This is a genomic window from Erythrobacter westpacificensis (assembly GCF_039542285.1).
Classification (GTDB): Bacteria; Pseudomonadota; Alphaproteobacteria; order Sphingomonadales; family Sphingomonadaceae; genus Alteraurantiacibacter; species Alteraurantiacibacter westpacificensis.
Genome location: NZ_BAABHV010000017.1, coordinates 238,707 through 254,422, shown reverse-complemented (window position 1 = coordinate 254,422; position 15,716 = coordinate 238,707). Strand labels below are relative to the sequence as shown.

Genomic DNA, 15,716 nt, shown 5'->3' with positions numbered 1-15,716 from the left:
CACACTGAACTATCAGGGGCATCGTGTTCATGAGGGTTCGGAACAGGCGCGCCTGCTGGGGGGCTGGCGCGACAGTTCCAGCGATATCGTCACGCGAACGCCCGGGACATAGTGCCCGGGCGTTTTGCTTTTGTCTCTTATCCATCGTCCCGGCGCCCCTCGCCAACTCGCGAGAAGCAGGCGACGTGCACCCGGCGAACTCCCGCCAACCTGAGCGCGTGGATACAGGCGTTGCTCGTCGCACCGCTGGTCAGCACATCGTCCACCAGCAGAACGTTCGCGCCCAGAAGCAGCGGCATCCGGGCCGGGTTGCACGCAATCGCATCATGCAAAACCTTCGCGCGTTCGGTTCGCCCGAGCCCCCCGAGGCTCGGGGTCCGCTTCGGGCGGAGCAGTGCATCGACGGCCAGCGTGACATCTCGCAGTTTGCAGATCTCTCGCGCGATCAGGGCGGATTGGTTATAGCCGCGTTGCCATAGGCGAGTGCGATGGAGCGGCACCGGCACTGCGAGCCAGTCCCCCTCGAGTGCCGGAAGCCGGGCCGAAATCTGCCGCGCCATCATTCCGGCAAGCGCGATCTTGCGGCCGTGCTTGAAATTGAGCACCAGTTGGCGGGCAGCGTCGTTGTAGAGTGTGGCGGCGGTCACTTCGCCATCCGGGTCGGCGTCGGGCATTTCGAGCGTTGACCAGCACTCCAGGCACAGCCCGCGCTGTGCCGCGATCGCCTCTCCGCACAAGGGACAGCGGGGCGGATATATCAGGTCCACCAGAGGGGCGAATGCATCTTTCACGGACATGCGGGCTATGCTGCTCCGGCGAGGATCGGTAGGCAAGCGGGCATGGCCACCAATCCCCCTTCCATCTTTTCGGATTCTCGCCGCAAGGCCAATCGCTTGCGTACGCTTTCATTGCAAGCTGGCATATCGGCCCCAGCTCGTTTCGTGCTCGATGACATGGTCGACGACATGGCCGAACGGCTCGCTTTCGTCCGGCACGAGCCGGAGAAGGTCCTCGTGATCGGAGACTACACGGGACGCATGGCCGACGAGGTCTTGCCGCACACCGCCTCCATCAACGCAGCCGATCTTGTAGGCAAGCACGCCATCGATCTTTCCCGGCCATTTCCCGTTACGGGCTTCGATTTCGTCGGCGTGCTGGGGCTGCTCGATACAGTGAACGATCTGCCGGGCGCGCTCATCCATTTGCGACAGGCGCTGGCACCGGGCGGCATGGTGATCGCCATGTTCGCTGGCTCCGGCTCCCTGCCCGCCCTGCGCAAGGCGATCTACGCGGCGGAGCCGGACCGGCCAGCTGCGCGGATGCATCCCCTGGTGGACACGCGCGCGGCGGCGGAGCTGCTGCAACGCGCAGGGTGGAAGGACCCGGTGGTCGATTCTCACGACCTGACAGTGCGCTACCGCTCGATGGATCGCCTCATCGCCGACTTGCGAGAGCAGGGCCTTGGCAACGTGCTCGCTTCTCCTGCCCCGCCCCTGACGCGCGTGGGACTGGACCGCGCACGGCAGGCGTTCATGGCGGAGGCGGACGAGGATGGTCGGGTCACGGAGACCTTTTCCATCCTCACGCTCAGCGGCAGGCGGTCACTCGCCGGAACGTAGTGCCGCCTGTGCCGCCGCCAGCCTTGCGATCGGCACGCGGTAGGGCGAGGCGCTGACGTAATCGAGGCCCACCCTCTCGCAGAAGGCGATGCTTTCCGGGTCGCCGCCATGTTCGCCGCAGATGCCCAGCTTGATATCGGGCCGCGTTGCCCGCCCGCGTTCGACGGCGATTTCCACCAGTTGGCCCACGCCGTCCACGTCGAGGCTGACGAACGGGTCGCGGGCGTAGATGCCCTTGTCAACGTAAGGGGACAGGAAGCGCCCGGCATCGTCGCGGCTCACGCCAAGCGCGGTCTGCGTCAGGTCGTTGGTGCCAAAGCTGAAGAAGCGCGCTTCCTCGGCGATTTCGCCTGCCATCAGCGCGGCGCGTGGCAGCTCGATCATGGTGCCCGAGAGGTAATCGACCTTCGCGCCCTTTTCCTCGAACACGGTCTCGGCCGTGCGCACCACCAGCGCGCGCAGGATTTCCAGTTCCTTCTTCGTCGCAACCAGCGGGATCATCACTTCGGGAACGACGGGCTCCCCGCCCTCGGCGGTCACGTCGCAGGCGGCCTCGAAGATGGCGCGCGCCTGCATCTCGTAGATTTCGGGGAAAGTGATGCCCAAGCGGCAACCGCGATGGCCCAGCATCGGGTTGAACTCGTGCAACTCGCCCGCGCGGCGTTTCAGGTGGTCGACATCTACGTCGAGGCTGGCTGAAAGCTCGGCGAACTCCTCGTCACGGGTCGGCATGAACTCGTGGAGCGGCGGATCGAGCAGGCGGATGGTGCACGGCAGGCCGTGCATCGTGCGGAAGATTTCCGCAAAGTCGCTGCGCTGTTCGGGCAGCAGCTTCTCCAGCGCCTTGCGCCTGCCGGCCTCGTCATCGGCGAGGATCATCTCGCGCACCGCGAGGATGCGGCTTGCATCGAAGAACATGTGCTCCGTGCGGCAAAGGCCGATGCCTTCCGCGCCAAAGCCGCGCGCGGTCTTGCAGTCTTCCGGCGTTTCCGCGTTGGTGCGCACGCCCATGCGGCGGTGCTTGTCCGCCCATTCCATCAAAGTGCCGAAATCGCCTGCCAGTTCGGGTTCGATCGTGGGAACGCGGCCAGCCATGATCTGACCGGTCGCACCGTCCAGGGTGATGACATCGCCTTCCTTCAGCTCGCGATTGCCGATGCGAAGGGTGCGGTCCTTGAGGTTGATCGAGACGCCGCTCGCGCCCGAGACGCAGGGGCGACCCATGCCGCGCGCCACCACGGCGGCGTGACTGGTCATGCCGCCGCGCGCCGTAAGGATGCCGCGCGCTGCGTGCATGCCGTGGATGTCTTCCGGGCTTGTCTCCACGCGGACGAGAACAACGTCTTCCTCGCGGTTCGCCCACAGCTCGGCAGTATCGGCATCGAGTACGATCTTGCCCGAGGCCGCGCCCGGCGATGCCGGAAGGCCGGTGGCGAGTTCGTCGCGCGGCGCATCGGGATCGAGCGTGGGGTGGAGCAGCTGGTCGAGCGCCATCGGATCGACGCGCAGGATCGCGGTCTTCTCGTCGATCAGTCCCTCGCCCACCATGTCGACCGCCATCTTCAGCGCGGCCTTGGCAGTGCGTTTGCCGTTGCGGGTCTGCAGCATCCACAGCGTGCCCTGCTGCACGGTGAATTCGATATCCTGCATATCCTTGTAATGGTTTTCGAGCAGGTCGAAGACGCGGGCCAGTTCCTCGTAGGCTTCGGGCATGGCTTCTTCCATGCTCGGCAGGTCCGCCCCCGCCGCTTCGCGCCGCGCCTTGGTGAGGTACTGCGGCGTGCGGATGCCGGCCACGACGTCCTCGCCCTGTGCGTTGACGAGCCATTCGCCGTAGTAGGTGCGCTCACCGGTAGAGGGGTCGCGGGTGAAGGCAACGCCGGTCGCCGAGGTGTCGCCCATGTTGCCGAACACCATGGCCTGCACGTTGACAGCGGTGCCCCAGTCGCCGGGAATACCATTGAGGCGGCGATAGACCTTGGCACGTTCGGCGTCCCAGCTTTCGAAGACGGCGGCGATGGCGCCCCATAGCTGTTCGTTGACATCCTGCGGGAACGGCTTGCCGCGCTCCGCCGCCACGATCTGCTTGAATTCGCCGACAATTTCGCGCCAGTCGTCCGCGCTCATCTCGGTGTCGGTGAAGTAGCCGCGATCTTCCTTGGCGATTTCCAGCGCTTCCTCGAACGCGCCGTGATCGAGACCGAGCACGACATCTGAGTACATCTGGATGAAGCGGCGATAACTGTCCCAGGCGAACCGGGCGTCTTCGAAGGTGGCGGCAAGGCCCTCCACCGTTTCGTCGTTCAGGCCCAGGTTCAGCACGGTATCCATCATGCCGGGCATCGAGACGCGCGCGCCGGAGCGGACCGAGACGAGCAGCGGATCGGCGGAATCGCCGAAGCGCTTGCCCACGTTACGCTCGATATGGGCGAGCGCTTCGGCAACATCGCCGCGCAGCTTGTCGGAGAAGGCTTCCCCGCGGTTGAGGTAGCTGACCGATTCCTCGGTCGTGATGGTAAAGCCGGGAGGGACCGGCAGGCCAATGGAAGCCATTTCGGCAAGGTTCGCGCCCTTGCCGCCGGTCACGGTCTTGTCGCGCTGGCGGGGATCGTCGTGGGGGGCGTCGCCGCCGAATGTGTAGACCGTCTTCGTCATGTACTCACCTTTGACCTGGAACGGCGAAGGGGCGGTTTTGCAAAACCCTCATATCGTTCCAAACTTTTGTTTTTACACCAGATGTTCCCCGATCCACGTGAAGGATCTGTAACCTTTGCCCTACCCCTCGATCTTCGAGAAATCCGCTACGTTGTGCACTGCAGCACGAAAACGTGCAAGCAGGTCCAGCCGCGAAGCGCGCTTGTCCTCATCTGCGTCATTGACCGTGACCTCCTCGAAAAAGGCGTCGATCGGGGCGCGAAGGCTGGCAAGGGCAGACATCGCAGCTGCGAAATCTTCCTTTTCAATGGCTTGGGCCGCCCGTGGTTCCGCCGCGTCCAGCGCCTCGATCAGGGCCTTCTCGGCAGGTTCGGGCGTGTAGGACAGTTCGCGGGCATGGCGCTCACTCATCTTCGCGTCGACGACGGCCTTGAGATCGGGATCGTCCACGATAGCGAGCGGGTCTTCCTCCCCGGTGCGGGCAATTTCGCCCTCGATGCCGAGCCAGTCTTCCTTCTTGAGGATATTCGCCGCGCGCTTGTATCCGGCGAGGAGGTTTTCGCCGTTGTCGGTCTTCAGAAATTCGGCGAGCGCGCGTGCTCGTGCTTCGATCCTGTCGGTCCGCGCATCCGTGTGCCCCTGCCATTCGCGCGATGCAGCGATGTAGTCGTGGCGAACACCCTCTTCCCGCATCTGCACCGCCAGCCTATCCGAAAGGAATTCTGCGACGCGGGTACCGAGCTTCGCCTGGCCGAGCCCGCCCCACGCCTGCGCGGCCTGTTCCAGCGAAAGCTCCAGTCCGTTGGCCTGCACCAGGCGCAGGTAACCCAGCGCGGCGCGGCGAAGGGCGAAAGGGTCTTTCGAACCGGTGGGCAAGATATCGATGTTGAAGAAACTGAAGAGGTTATCCAGCTTGTCGGCGAGGCTCACGGCCACGGTCAGCGGCGCAGTCGGAACTTCGTCGTCCTGACCCACCGGCTTGTAATGATCGCGGATGGCATCGGCCACTTCCTGCGGCAGGCCTTCCTTCTCGGCGTAGTAGCCGCCCATCAGGCCCTGCAATTCCGGAAATTCGCCGACCATTTCGGTGACGAGATCGGATTTGCTCAGTTCGGCGGCCTGCCGCGCAAGATTGTGATCGCCGTTCGGAGCGCGCGCATCGGACGTAAGCCAGGCGGCCAGTTTCGCCACCCGCTCCACCTTGTCGGCAACGGTGCCCAGCTTTTCGTGGAAAGTGATCCGTTCCAGCTTCTTCGCGTGTTCGCGCAGGGGCGTCTTCTGGTCAAGTTCCCAGAAGAAGCGCGCATCGCTTAGCCGCGCGGCCAGCACCTTGCGGTTGCCGTCGACAATCGCTGCGCCGCCATCGGCGGCCTCGATGTTCGCGGTGCAGACGAAGGCGTTGGCGAGTTTTCCGTCCGCGCTTTCGCATACGAAATACTTCTGGTTCACGCGCGCGGTCAGCTGGATGACTTCGGGCGGCACGTCGAGGAAGTCCTCGTCGAAGCGGCCCAGCAGCGGCACCGGCCATTCGGTAAGACCGGCGTTCTCGATCACCAGCCCCTCGTCCCCGACCAGCTTGAGGCCGGCCTCGGAGGCAACGGCGGCGGCACGTTCGCGCACGATATCCTGCCGTTCCTCGTGGTCCACGATCACGTGGCAGGCGCGCAGCTTCTCTGCGTAGTCGTCGGCGCTGCCGATGGTGATATCGCCCGAGTGGTGGAAGCGGTGGCCCAGCGTGACCCAGCCGGACGTGACACCGTGCACTTCGCACTCAACCAATTCCTCGCCCAGCAGCGCGACAATGCCCGACAGGGGGCGCACCCAGCGCAGGGACTCTGTCGAAAGCGATGCCTCGCCCCAGCGCATGGACTTGGGCCAGGAGAAGTCACGCACCATCGCCGGGATCGCCTCGGCCAGCAGGTCCTTCGTCGCGCGGCCGGGAATGTTCTTCACGGCGAAGTATGTCTCGCGGCCTTTCACTTCGCGCACTTCGAGATCGTCGCGAGAAATGTCGTTCTTGCGGCAGAAGCCTTCAACGGCCTGATCGGGTGCGCCGACCGGCGGCCCCTTGGCTTCTTCGCTGACGGCCTTGGTCGCTTCGGGCAGGCCCCGCGCGATCAGCGCGAGGCGGCGCGGGGTGGACCAGACCGTAACCTCGCCGACGTCAACGCCTGCGGCGTCCATTTCGCGGCGGAACAGCTTTTCCAGTTCGGCACGGGCACCAGCCTGCATCCGGGCGGGGATTTCTTCGGAGCGAAGTTCGAGCAGGAAATCACTCATAGCGACCACTCCGGGTATTTCTCTTTCCACTCGGGCGCCATTTTCTCGGCGTATTTCTCGCAGCTCCCGCGCGCCAGATCGCGCACGCGGGCCATGTAGCTGGCGCGTTCCTGCACCGAAATCACGCCGCGCGCCTGCAACAGGTTGAACAGGTGGCTGGCCTCCACCGCCTGCTCGTAGGCGGCGATGGGCACGTCGGCATCGAGCGCATTACGGCACTCTGCCTCGGCCTTGTTGAACAGGTCGAAAAGGGCCTCCGTCTCGGCGACCTCGAAGTTCCACTTCGACATCTGCTTCTCGTTTTCGAGAAAGACCTCGCCATAGGACACGCCGCGCCCGTTGAAGTCGAGATCGTAGACGTTGTCGACGCCCTGGATGTACATGGCGAGGCGTTCGAGGCCGTAGGTGAGTTCGCCGGCCACAGGCTTGCAGTCGAAGCCCCCCATCTGCTGGAAATAGGTGAACTGGGTGACTTCCATCCCGTCGCACCACACTTCCCAGCCAAGGCCCCAGGCACCCAGCGTGGGGCTTTCCCAGTCGTCTTCCACGAAACGGATATCGTGCTTGAGCGGATCGATGCCGATCACTTCCAGCGACTTCAGGTAAAGCTCCTGGATGTCGGGCGGGCTCGGCTTCAGGATAACCTGGTACTGGTAATAGTGCTGAAGGCGGTTCGGGTTCTCGCCATAGCGTCCGTCGGTCGGGCGGCGGCACGGCTGCACGAAGGCGGCGTTCCACGGCTCCGGCCCCAGCGCGCCCAGCGTAGTGGCGGTGTGGAACGTGCCTGCGCCCATGCGCATGTCGTATGGTTGCAGGATGAGACAGCCCTGCGCGCTCCAGAAATCGTGGAGGGCGAGGATCATGTCCTGGAAGCTCGTTTGCGGATTGCGGTCCATAGGTGCGGCGCAATGGCTCAAGCCCCGCAAGCCGTCAATGCCGCAGGTGCGAAGCGTGCTTGACAGGAGCGGGCGCGCGGGTGTCTGGTAGCGGCATGTCGCCCCGCATCCTCAAGGGTTTGAGCGCCGCCCTCGCCGTGCTGGCCACCACCCTCGCCGCCCCGCTTCTGGCGCAGGAGGAGGCGGACCGCTACGCCTTCACCCAGGATTACGAGCCGGCCCCGGCGCTGTGGGAACTGTCCGACGAGGATACGACGATCTACATGCTGGGCACGATCCACCTGCTGCCCGAGGGATTTCGCTGGCGCAATCCGCAGCTCGACGCGATCATCGAGGAGGCGGACGTGCTGGTGGTGGAAACCAGCGACGAGGACAGCGAGGGGGCCATGGGGTCTATCGCGCCAAAGATCGCACGGGAGCTGGCAAACCGCACGCCCACCTCGGCCCAGCTATCGCCGCAAGCCCGCCCGCGCTGGCGCGAACTGGTGGCGATGAGCGGTCTTCCGTTCGATTACGCCGACTCGATCCCGGTGATGGTTGCCCTGCTGGGCTTCGGTCAGTCCGGACTGGAGGGCGATCCTTCCAGCTACGATCACGGCGTGGAAACCGTGCTCCAGCGCGAATTTGCCGAGAGCGGCAAGCCGGTGGAGTCCATCGAGGATTTCGGCCGCGTGATGTACGGCCTGTTCCGCGTGGACGACGCCCCCATCATCAACGAACTCGACATGCGCCTGCGCCGGTGGCGCGGCAAGACGCTGGATGGGCTCTATGCGCCTGAAACACAGGCGCTGACAGGCGATGACTACTGGGAAATGGAGCATAGCTGGGCGCGCGGCGAGGTGGAGGAGGATTTCGACCTCGGCTTCGGCGGCGGCAAGATTGCCGAGGCTTTCAACGACGTGCTTCTCGACCGGCGCAACACGCAGTGGGCCGCGTGGCTGGACAACCGCCTGGAACAGCCCGGCACCGTGCTGCTCGCCGTTGGTGCGGGCCATTTCGAGGGGCCGGATTCGGTGCTGGTGAAGCTGGCTGAGCGCGGGCTCGAGGCCGAACGGATCAACTAACTTGTTGTAATTCCGTTAGGGAAGTTGCGCGATGTAGCGCACACCTTCCCTTTTGTCAGGTTATCTTGACATAGTCAGCGAATCGCGACATATAGTCATGCATACCTGACATATGGTCAGGATCGCATGACGGAGACACACCATGTTTCGCAGGTTGTTGGATAGCTGCCAGTCGCGCCCATTGACGCGGGACGAGGCTCTGACGTTCTGGATTTCCATCGGGGCCGTCGTCGTCAGTTCGATGGTATCGCTGGTCGTCTGATGAACAACCGCCTCAAAGTCCTGCGGGCAGAGCGCAACTGGAGCCAGGCCGAACTGGCCGGACGGCTCGATGTGTCGCGCCAGGCCGTTAATGCGATCGAGACCGGGAAGCACGATCCATCGCTCCCGCTCGCCTTTCGTATCGCCCGCCTGTTCGACATGCCTATCGAGGAGATCTTCGATGACACAAGCAACTGATACCCTGTCGGGCGAGGCTCGCCTGAAAAGCCGCCGCAACCGCTTCTGGACTTTCTGCGCATTGGGCTTTGCCATGGCAATCGTCACCGGCTTCGTCACCGGCTACGCCGCTGACCTGTTTGTGGACGGCGTGTTGCCGGGCTGGAGCTTACTTCTGATGTGGGGTGTCGCGCTGGCGAGCTTCACGTGGTTCACCTGGAGCTATTTTCGCCGCGTGGACGAGCTGGACCTGTTCGACAATCTCTGGGCGACGCTCATCGCCTTCTATTTCTACTTCGTGGCCATGCCCAGCTGGTGGCTCTTCCATGATCTCGGTCTGGCGCCCGAAGTCGACCATATCGCAATCTACTTCGCCACAGCCTTCGTCATGCTGGCCGCCTACGGCCTGCGCAAGCTGGGCTTGCGCTGACTTTCACTGCCCGACAATCCAACCTAAGGAATTCGACACATGCTTCGCAAACTGACCCTCACCGCATCTGCCCTGGCCCTTTCCCTGGGCGCATTCGCATCGCCTGCAACGGCAGACGATCACGCAGACGCCAGCGGCCCCGCCCTGTGGAGCCTCTCCGACGAAGACACCACGATCTACCTGTTCGGCACCATCCACGTCCTGCCCGAAGGCGAAAGCTGGTACGATGATCGCATCGCGACCGCCTTTGACGCCTCGGAAGAACTGGTCTTCGAGATCGACATCGACGAAGCGGCAAGCGCCGGCCAGACTATGGCGACCATGGCCATGCTGCCCGAAGGCCAGACGCTGCGCAGCCTGATGACCGAGGAAAACCGCGCCGAGTACGAAGCGGCTCTCGATGGCCTCGGCGTTCCTGCTGCCGCGCTCGACCCGGTAGAGCCGTGGGCCGCCACGCTCAACCTCGCCATGCTGCCGCTGATGCAGGCGGGATGGCAGCCGAATTCGGGTGTCGAGATGGTCCTGCGCCAGCGCGGCGACGACAAGCAGCGCGGCGCGCTGGAAACGGTGGAAGAGCAGATCGCCCTGTTCGACACCCTCCCCATGGATGCACAGCTCGAACTCCTCGATGCCACGGTCGAGAACCTCGACCGAGCGGTATCCTCGCTGGAAACCATGAAGGCCGAGTGGCTCGAAGGCGATGCCGACGCGCTGGGCGAAATCCTGAACGAGGAAATGGACGACCCGCAACTCTACGAGCGCCTGCTGGTGAACCGCAACCGCAACTGGGTCGACTGGATCGAGACGCGCATGGATGCGCCGGGTACAGTCTTCGTCGCGGTGGGCGCAGGCCACCTTGCCGGTGAAGGCAGCGTGCAGAGCCTTCTCGAAGAACGCGGCCTGACGGTGGTGCGGATCGACAATTGATCCCAAGGCTTCTCAAGTCTGTTGTCCTGATCGGGTCGCTGTGGCTGGCAAGCTGCGGCGACCCTTTCGTGCCGGAAAGCGACTGGCCAGAGGCATCGCCCGCCATCTGGGAGCTGAAAGCGCCTTCGGGCGAAAAAGGCTGGATCTTCGGCACGGTTCACGCCCTGCCGGATGACCTGTATTGGGGCACGCCCCTGCTCGACGAAACCTACGGAAACGCCGGTGTCGTGGTGGTGGAAGTGGCCAATCTCGACGATCCTGCGGGCATGGGACTTTTTGCCGATCTTTCGGAAACCCCCGGCCAGCCTCCGCTGCTCGACCGTGTCGAGCCCGACGAACGCCCTGCCCTTCGCGAGCTCATCGAGGACGCGGACATGACCGGGACCGATTTCGGCCGGGTGGAAAGCTGGGCCGCCGCCATGATGCTGTCGGGCGAGGTGCGGACGGGCGATCCCGCCAATGGCGTCGACCGGGTGATGATCCACAATGCCGACGAGGTGATCGGGCTGGAGAGTTTCGCCGCCCAGCTCGGCATGTTCGATACCCTGTCGCAAGCAGCACAGAGCGACCTGCTCTATGGCGTGGCGCGTTCGCATGACGCGAATTCGGATCAGGAAATGCTGATCGCCTGGCTGACCGGCGACGAAACGGTGCTGGCCTCGCACGTCAACAATTCGCTCGAATTCTCGCCGGAATTGCGCCGGGTGCTGCTGACCGAGAGGAATGCGCGCTGGGTGCCGCGTATCGCGGAGCTGATCGAGGCGGGGCGCAGGCCCTTCGTCGCGGTGGGCGCGGGCCACGTGATCGGGGATGAAGGCGTGGTCGCAATGCTTGACCGCCGCGGCTACGAAGTGCGCCGTATCCAGTAGTTGCTTTTGCAGCGTTTCCTGCTAGACGCGCGGCCTGCTGCCGATGTCATCCCTGGAGGCGCGGTAGCAGATACATATGCAATCGAAAGGCAATACTGATGAGCGACGCTCTGACTCTGCCGGCCGAGATGCGTGAACGGGCTGGCAAGGGAGCCTCCCGTGCGCTGCGTCGCGATGGCCGCGTACCCGCCGTTATTTATGGCGGCAAGGAAGAACCCACCACGATCCACGTGGAAGAGAAGGAACTGGTCAAGCTGTTGATGACCGGGCACTTCATGAACTCCATCGTCGAGGTCACTGTCGACGGCAAGAAGACCCGCACCCTCCCCAAGGATGTGGCCCTTCACCCCGTCTCCGACCGTCCGGTCCATGTCGATTTCCTGCGCCTTGCAAAGGGTGCCAAGATCGACGTGAACGTTCCGGTCGTCTTCACCAACGAAGAAGAAAGCCCCGGCCTCAAGAAGGGCGGCGTTCTCAACGTGGTCCGTCACGAACTGGAACTGATCTGCGAAGCGGACAAGATTCCGGGCGAGATCGAAATCGACGTTACCGGCCTCGAAGTCGGCGATTCGGTGCACATCAGCGCCGTCACGCTGCCCGAAGGTTCCGAAAGCGCGATCACCGACCGCGACTTCACCATTGCCACTGTTGTAGCACCTTCCGCTCTCAAGCGTTCCGACGATGAAGAGGGTGAAGAGGAAGAAGTCGATGCAGGCGGTGTCGCTGCAACCGAACAGGGTCCCGATGCGGACGCTGAAGAAGAGCAGGAAGAGAAGAGCGAATAATGCGCCTTCGCGCACTCGCATCTACTCTTGCACTGGGCGCGGGGCTGGCGATTTCGTCGGTCCCCGCCTCCACCCCCGCCCTCGCCCAGCAGCAGGGCACGCTGCCTGCCGATCCGCAGGACTTCCAGTGCTTCGTGCTGATGCAGCAGCGCCGGACGGAGCTGCTGAATACGGCCAGTCTGCCGCCAGAGCAGCGGGTGGATATCCTGAACAACCTCACCATCATTTCCGCGTTCTATGCCGGACGTCTCAGCCACTATTCCTCGGCGGAGGCGGTGTCCCAGTTCAGGTCCGCAGCCAACCTTATCGCCAGTTCCAATCGCCAGCAGCTTGATACTTTCGCCAACACCTGCGCGAACTTCTATCTCTCGGTGATGCAAGTCCTCGGCAACACCAGCCAGCAGGCCAATGCCCCGCAAGACACGCCGCAGACCGGCGTTCCGCAGCAGGGCCAGCGCTAGAAGGGGAGCACCCCCATGCAACTCTGGGTAGGCCTCGGCAATCCCGGCCCCCGCTATGCCATGCAGCGCCACAACGTGGGCTTCATGGCCTGCGACGTGCTGGCCGATATGTACGACTTCGGCCCGGTGCAGAAGAAGTTCCAGGGCTGGCTGCAGGAAGGCCGCATCGGGTCCGAGAAAGTCCTGCTGCTGAAGCCGGGCACCTTCATGAACGAGAGCGGCCGCAGCGTGGGAGAGGCCATGCGCTTCTACAAGCTGCCGATCGAGGCGTTGACCGTGTTCCACGACGAGCTCGACCTTGCGCCCTTCAAGGTCAAGGTGAAGCGTGGCGGCGGTCACGCCGGGCACAATGGCCTGCGCTCTATCGACGCCCACCTCGGCCCCGATTTCCGCCGCGTGCGCATCGGGATCGGCCATCCCGGCCACAAGGACCGCGTCCACGGACACGTGCTGGGCAACTACGCCAAGTCGGAAATGGACGACCTGGTCCAGATGCTGGGCGCAATCGGCGGCTGCGCGGATTGGCTGGCGGCGGGCGACGACGCCCGCTTCATGAGCGAATACGCCCTGAAGATGCAGGACTGATCTGCCGGCTGCTGCAATGGCGGCCTGCATTCTTGGAACTTCGAACTCAGTGCCGCGCCAGGCAATGACCAATCGCGCAAAGCGGGCGCTGGCAATCCGGCCGACAGGCGGCTAAGGCGCGGCCAAGCATATTTCCAATCGCATGAAGGCACGCAAGTTATGGGATTCCGCTGCGGGATCGTGGGTCTGCCCAACGTCGGCAAATCGACCCTTTTCAACGCCCTTACCGAAACGCAGGCCGCGCAGGCTGCAAACTATCCGTTCTGCACGATCGAGCCCAACGTGGGCCAGGTCGCGGTGCCGGACGAGAGGCTGGAGAAGATCGCCAAGATCGCCGGCAGCGCCAAGATCATCCACACGCAGCTTTCGTTCGTGGATATCGCTGGCCTCGTGAAGGGCGCGAGCTCGGGCGAAGGGCTCGGCAACCAGTTCCTCGGCAACATTCGCGAGGTGGATGCCATCGTCCACGTGCTGCGCTGTTTCGAGGATGACGATATCCAGCACGTGTCCAACAAGGTGGACCCCATCGCCGATGCGGAAGTGGTGGAAACCGAGCTTATGCTGGCCGACCTCGAAAGCCTGGAAAAGCGCGTCGACAACGCCGCCAAGCGCGCCACCGCGGGCGACAAGGAAGCAAAGATGCTCGCCAACGTGCTGGGCCAGGCGCTGGAACTGCTGCGAGACGGCAAGCCTGCGCGCCTTGTGGAACCCAATGACGACGAGCAGGCCCGCCTCTTCCGCCAAGCGCAGCTGTTGACGGCGAAGCCCGTGCTCTACGTGTGCAACGTCGCCGAGGAAGACGCCGCGACCGGCAATGCCCTGTCCGAAAAGGTGTTCGAGAAGGCGAAAGCCGAGGGGGCCGAGGCCGTCGTCGTCTCCGCCGCCATCGAATCCGAGCTGGTCGGCATGGAACCCGAGGAACGCGCCGAATTCCTCGCCGAGCTGGGCCTCGAGGAAAGCGGCCTCGCCCGCGTTATCCGCGCCGGTTATCAGTTGCTCGACCTCAAGACCTTCTTCACCGCCGGCCCCAAGGAAGCGCGCGCGTGGACGACGCCGGGCAGCGCCAAGGCTCCGCAGGCAGCAGGCGAGATCCACACCGATTTCGAGAAGGGCTTCATCCGCGCCGAGACCATCGCCTACGATGACTACGTGGCGCTGGGCGGCGAAGGCCCCGCGCGCGAGGCCGGGAAACTCCGCCAGGAAGGCAAGGAATACCTGGTGAAGGACGGCGACGTCCTGCTGTTCAAGTTCAACGTCTAGGCAGAGCTGCATTCCCAAAGAAAAACGGCGCGGAAACCGATGTTTCCGCGCCGTTTTCGTATTTGTGTTCCTAAGCCTGCTTACATCATCGAGGCAGCGTAGGCGGCCCACATGCGGGCCACCGGCTCGCGGCTGCCGTCGACCATTTCGAAGGTGTCGATAGCGGCTGCGTAGTTGCCCTGCTCTGCCTGCGCGATGCCGATGCGGGTGTTGGCGGTGTTGGCATCTGCGCCCTTCTCCAGCGCCATGCGATACATGCCTTCGGCGCGGGCAAAATCGCCCAGCGAGTAGAGCACGTCGCCAGCGCTCATGGCATCGATCGAGTCGCCGCTCTCACCGTCGGACACGATGCCTTCGATGCCGCTGCGGTCCTGCGGAGCGCGGGTATCCACGATGCCCTTCACTTCGGTGTAGTACGGGTCAGCGGCATCGAACACGCCAGCGGTCATGCCCATGGCGAGAACGTCCTGCACTTCGTTCGACATTACGCGCGGATCCAGATCCTCGATGTAGCGCACGAATTCCTGGCGCTGGGTAAGCGCATCGGTGGCACGCATCAGGCGGTACATGTCGACGCGAACTTCGGGCTCGAGCTCGTACAGAGCGTTCACGACCTGGAGGGTGTTCACCCAGTTCGTCTGGTTGGCGTGATGGCGCACCAGCGCTTCCGACGCGGTCAGCGCCTCTTCGCGCATGTCGTTGTTGTAGGTGCGCTGCAGGGTGCTCAGCAGCCAGCTCTCGTTGGGCGCTGTGCCCGCGGCTTCGGCAGCGGCAACGGCTTCCATCACGGTGTTGTAGGCAGCTTCGTAATTGTCTTCGCGCGCATAGCTTTCGGCGACCAGTGCGGTCACGTCGGCTTCCGGATCGGAATAGCCGGCGGCCACGGCGGCCTGCAGCGCGTTGCGGGCCGCAGGATAGTCACCGGCGTTGAAAGCCAGGCTGCCCACGAACCAGTTGAACTGGCCGACCTGCTCGGGAGCGACGAGGCCGCTCTCCAGCATCATTTCCAGGCCCTGACGCTGCAAGGCAGGCTCGGACAGCTGGTTGCCGATGTTGAGGATGAGATTGCCCGCCACGTTGCGGTCTGCAGGAGTTTCGATGGCGGCAACCATCGTCGGGATCGCGGCACGTGCGCCTGCGGCATCCGGGGTTTCGCCCTGCACCATTGCGGCGACCGGCTGATAGGCTTCAACGAATCCGCGCGAGTTGTCCTGCGCCTGCGCGGCTTCGGACGTCACGGCGACCGAACCCATGGACACACCGCCGGCAAGGGCGATGGCAAGGGCGAAACCGGCGACGGTGCCGCGGATGGATTTGTTGCGAGTGGTGCGGAAAGCGCGAAGCATAGTGGTATTCTCTCCTGGTAATTCTGGCAGGCAGTAAACACGTCGCTACTGCCCGTCGTTCCCGGTTGTGGCCTCATGCACACTCAGCCCGAGATTGCAAA

General features: G+C 63.9%; 15 protein-coding genes. 10 read left to right on the top strand and 5 right to left on the bottom strand.

Annotation, left to right across the window (positions count from 1 at the left end; all coding sequences use genetic code 11):
- Positions 1 to 137: 137 nt before the first annotated feature.
- Positions 138 to 797, bottom strand: coding sequence for a ComF family protein (locus tag ABFX23_RS12100; RefSeq protein WP_346033300.1), 660 nt, complete (start codon positions 795 to 797; stop codon positions 138 to 140).
- 144 nt (positions 798 to 941) lie between these two features.
- Here ABFX23_RS12100 and ABFX23_RS12095 point away from each other — a divergent pair, with 144 nt between their 5' ends.
- Positions 942 to 1,619 carry a methyltransferase domain-containing protein gene (locus ABFX23_RS12095; RefSeq protein ID WP_346033299.1) on the top strand — a complete coding sequence of 226 codons (678 nt, stop codon included), beginning with the start codon at positions 942 to 944 and terminating at the stop codon, positions 1,617 to 1,619.
- Here ABFX23_RS12095 and ppdK read toward each other — a convergent pair.
- From ppdK to ABFX23_RS12080, 3 genes are all read right to left on the bottom strand, one after another.
- Entirely contained in the window at positions 1,602 to 4,274 is a 2,673-nt protein-coding gene (ppdK, locus tag ABFX23_RS12090; RefSeq protein WP_346033298.1) for a pyruvate, phosphate dikinase, read from the bottom strand. The two genes, ABFX23_RS12095 and ppdK, sit on opposite strands and share 18 nt — an antisense overlap.
- Before the next feature lie 120 nt (positions 4,275 to 4,394).
- Positions 4,395 to 6,554: a glycine--tRNA ligase subunit beta gene (gene glyS, locus ABFX23_RS12085; protein WP_346033297.1), complete on the bottom strand. Its 2,160-nt coding sequence runs from the start codon at positions 6,552 to 6,554 to the stop codon at positions 4,395 to 4,397.
- Positions 6,551 to 7,450, bottom strand: coding sequence for a glycine--tRNA ligase subunit alpha (locus ABFX23_RS12080; protein WP_346033296.1), 900 nt, complete (start codon positions 7,448 to 7,450; stop codon positions 6,551 to 6,553). The genes glyS and ABFX23_RS12080 overlap by 4 nt, the downstream gene beginning before the upstream one ends.
- 95 nt (positions 7,451 to 7,545) lie before the next feature.
- Between ABFX23_RS12080 and ABFX23_RS12075 the strand changes: the two genes are divergently transcribed.
- The 9 genes from ABFX23_RS12075 (at position 7,546) to ychF (ending at position 14,269) form a co-directional block, all read left to right on the top strand.
- Positions 7,546 to 8,514: a TraB/GumN family protein gene (locus tag ABFX23_RS12075; RefSeq protein ID WP_346033295.1), complete on the top strand. Its 969-nt coding sequence runs from the start codon at positions 7,546 to 7,548 to the stop codon at positions 8,512 to 8,514.
- A gap of 261 nt (positions 8,515 to 8,775) precedes the next feature.
- Complete coding sequence (locus ABFX23_RS12070; protein WP_346033294.1) at positions 8,776 to 8,973, top strand: helix-turn-helix transcriptional regulator; 198 nt, start codon at positions 8,776 to 8,778, stop codon at positions 8,971 to 8,973.
- The gene (locus ABFX23_RS12065) at positions 8,957 to 9,382 is read left to right on the top strand and encodes a hypothetical protein (RefSeq protein ID WP_346033293.1); all 426 of its coding nucleotides are present in this window, start codon (positions 8,957 to 8,959) and stop codon (positions 9,380 to 9,382) included. Before ABFX23_RS12070 ends, ABFX23_RS12065 begins: the two co-directional genes overlap by 17 nt.
- A 39-nt stretch (positions 9,383 to 9,421) precedes the next feature.
- On the top strand, positions 9,422 to 10,309 hold the full coding sequence (locus ABFX23_RS12060) for a TraB/GumN family protein (protein ID WP_346033292.1): 888 nt from the start codon (positions 9,422 to 9,424) through the stop codon (positions 10,307 to 10,309).
- The gene (locus ABFX23_RS12055; protein ID WP_346033291.1) at positions 10,306 to 11,178 is read left to right on the top strand and encodes a TraB/GumN family protein; all 873 of its coding nucleotides are present in this window, start codon (positions 10,306 to 10,308) and stop codon (positions 11,176 to 11,178) included. The genes ABFX23_RS12060 and ABFX23_RS12055 overlap by 4 nt, the downstream gene beginning before the upstream one ends.
- A gap of 98 nt (positions 11,179 to 11,276) precedes the next feature.
- Positions 11,277 to 11,963: a 50S ribosomal protein L25/general stress protein Ctc gene (locus ABFX23_RS12050; protein ID WP_346033290.1), complete on the top strand. Its 687-nt coding sequence runs from the start codon at positions 11,277 to 11,279 to the stop codon at positions 11,961 to 11,963.
- Positions 11,963 to 12,424 (top strand): hypothetical protein, encoded by a 462-nt coding sequence (locus tag ABFX23_RS12045; protein WP_346033289.1) that lies wholly within the window; start codon positions 11,963 to 11,965, stop codon positions 12,422 to 12,424. The genes ABFX23_RS12050 and ABFX23_RS12045 overlap by 1 nt, the downstream gene beginning before the upstream one ends.
- 15 nt (positions 12,425 to 12,439) lie before the next feature.
- Complete coding sequence (gene pth / locus ABFX23_RS12040) at positions 12,440 to 13,009, top strand: aminoacyl-tRNA hydrolase (RefSeq protein WP_346033288.1); 570 nt, start codon at positions 12,440 to 12,442, stop codon at positions 13,007 to 13,009.
- A 159-nt stretch (positions 13,010 to 13,168) separates the two neighbouring features.
- Positions 13,169 to 14,269 (top strand): redox-regulated ATPase YchF, encoded by a 1,101-nt coding sequence (ychF, locus tag ABFX23_RS12035; protein WP_346033287.1) that lies wholly within the window; start codon positions 13,169 to 13,171, stop codon positions 14,267 to 14,269.
- 80 nt (positions 14,270 to 14,349) lie between these two features.
- Here the strand turns inward: ychF and ABFX23_RS12030 are convergent, their stop codons facing one another.
- Positions 14,350 to 15,615: a tetratricopeptide repeat protein gene (locus ABFX23_RS12030; protein ID WP_346033286.1), complete on the bottom strand. Its 1,266-nt coding sequence runs from the start codon at positions 15,613 to 15,615 to the stop codon at positions 14,350 to 14,352.
- Between the last annotated feature and the right edge of the window lie 101 nt (positions 15,616 to 15,716).

What these genes read in the sequence shown, in the direction of transcription:
- ABFX23_RS12100 (WP_346033300.1), bottom strand. Translation starts at nt 797, where the DNA reads ATGTCCGTGAAAGATGCATTCGCCCCTCTGGTGGACCTGATATATCCG.
- ppdK (WP_346033298.1), bottom strand. Translation starts at nt 4,274, where the DNA reads ATGACGAAGACGGTCTACACATTCGGCGGCGACGCCCCCCACGACGAT.
- glyS (WP_346033297.1), bottom strand. Translation starts at nt 6,554, where the DNA reads ATGAGTGATTTCCTGCTCGAACTTCGCTCCGAAGAAATCCCCGCCCGG.
- ABFX23_RS12080 (WP_346033296.1), bottom strand. Translation starts at nt 7,450, where the DNA reads ATGGACCGCAATCCGCAAACGAGCTTCCAGGACATGATCCTCGCCCTC.
- ABFX23_RS12075 (WP_346033295.1), top strand. Translation starts at nt 7,546, where the DNA reads ATGTCGCCCCGCATCCTCAAGGGTTTGAGCGCCGCCCTCGCCGTGCTG.
- ABFX23_RS12070 (WP_346033294.1), top strand. Translation starts at nt 8,776, where the DNA reads ATGAACAACCGCCTCAAAGTCCTGCGGGCAGAGCGCAACTGGAGCCAG.
- ABFX23_RS12065 (WP_346033293.1), top strand. Translation starts at nt 8,957, where the DNA reads ATGACACAAGCAACTGATACCCTGTCGGGCGAGGCTCGCCTGAAAAGC.
- ABFX23_RS12060 (WP_346033292.1), top strand. Translation starts at nt 9,422, where the DNA reads ATGCTTCGCAAACTGACCCTCACCGCATCTGCCCTGGCCCTTTCCCTG.
- ABFX23_RS12050 (WP_346033290.1), top strand. Translation starts at nt 11,277, where the DNA reads ATGAGCGACGCTCTGACTCTGCCGGCCGAGATGCGTGAACGGGCTGGC.
- ABFX23_RS12045 (WP_346033289.1), top strand. Translation starts at nt 11,963, where the DNA reads ATGCGCCTTCGCGCACTCGCATCTACTCTTGCACTGGGCGCGGGGCTG.
- pth (WP_346033288.1), top strand. Translation starts at nt 12,440, where the DNA reads ATGCAACTCTGGGTAGGCCTCGGCAATCCCGGCCCCCGCTATGCCATG.
- ychF (WP_346033287.1), top strand. Translation starts at nt 13,169, where the DNA reads ATGGGATTCCGCTGCGGGATCGTGGGTCTGCCCAACGTCGGCAAATCG.
- ABFX23_RS12030 (WP_346033286.1), bottom strand. Translation starts at nt 15,615, where the DNA reads ATGCTTCGCGCTTTCCGCACCACTCGCAACAAATCCATCCGCGGCACC.